We start from the raw sequence: 1,104 nt of genomic DNA, 5'->3' as shown, positions 1-1,104 counted from the left end.
ACGCTGGCCTCGCACCAGGACGTCAACGCGCTGGACCTGGCCGGGGCGATCGCCCCGGAAGGACCCGGCGCGGCGGCGGCCCTGGAAGCCGCCGCGGCCGATACATTGAAGCGAGTGGTCCGACCGGCCGCCGACCCGTCCGCCCAGGACTGGACGGCCGCGCCCGGCACCGGGCGGCTGCTCTCCTTCCTGGAGACGAAGACGGTCTGGCACCCGATGGGCATCTAGCCCCGCCCGACCGGCCAACTCCACACAGACCGGCCGTCCTCAGCGCCCTATCCCCCCCGGGGCCCGGACGGCCGTGACGGGCCCGCACTTCTCCCCCCCTGGTGCGGGCCCGTCCCCATGCCCGCACACAGCGTGAAGGGGCCGACCGGCGGGTTCCGAGCAGCCCCTCCGATGCCCCAGACTGGTTTCCCGTGAGTGACACCCCGCTGAACCGCCGCCCGATATCCCGCGTCATCCTGCTGTCGGGCCCCTCGGGCTCGGGGAAGTCCTCGCTCGCCGAGCGCAGCGGGCTGCCGGTCCTGCAACTGGACGACTTCTACAAGGACGGCGACGACCCGACGCTGCCGCAGCTGCCGGACGGGGGCGGCCCGGACTGGGACTCGCCGCTGTCCTGGCACGCGGACCAGGCGATGGCGGCGATCCGTTCGCTGGTGTACGAGGGGTCGGCCGAGGTGCCGGTGTACTCGATCCCGGACAACGGGCGCGCGGGCAGCCGGGTGCTGCTGCTGGACGGGGCGGTGGGCTTCGTCGCGGAGGGGATCTTCGCCGCCGAGCTGGTGTTCCGCTGCCGGGCCGAGGGGCTGCTCGGCGACGCGCTGTGCCTGCGCAACAAGCCGGCCACGACCGCCTGGCGGCGCTTCCGGCGGGACGTCCGGGAGGGGCGCAAGTCGGTGCCGTACCTGGTGCGCCGGGGGCTGCGGCTGATGCGGGCCGAGCGCGGCATCGTCGCCCGGCAGGTCGAGCTGGGCTCGTACGCCTGCTCCGGGGTGGAGGCGGGCCGGCGGATCGCCGCGGTGGCCCGGCAGCTGCCCGCCGAACTGGTCTGAGGACAGGACGACGGAGACGGGCGGGGCTCCGGTGCATTTCCCCCCGCAC

The 1,104-nt window shown here is 74.8% G+C and carries 1 protein-coding gene and 1 pseudogene; both read left to right on the top strand.

The genetic code is table 11. The annotated features are described in order from the left end of the window. Positions 1 to 228: pseudogene (locus ACFUEL_RS39885) on the top strand (aldehyde dehydrogenase); the annotation flags it as partial. A 191-nt stretch (positions 229 to 419) separates the two neighbouring features. Beyond that, a complete protein-coding gene (locus ACFUEL_RS39880) occupies positions 420 to 1,055 on the top strand; it encodes an ATP-binding protein (protein ID WP_380243148.1) in 636 nt (211 codons plus the stop codon). Positions 1,056 to 1,104: the final 49 nt, after the last annotated feature.

Origin of the sequence: Kitasatospora sp. NPDC057198, assembly GCF_042670125.1 — a bacterium.
In the GTDB taxonomy this organism is placed as follows: Bacteria; Actinomycetota; Actinomycetes; order Streptomycetales; family Streptomycetaceae; genus Kitasatospora.
The sequence above is the reverse complement of the archived record's forward strand: the minus strand, read 5'-3'. Positions and strand labels throughout refer to the sequence as shown.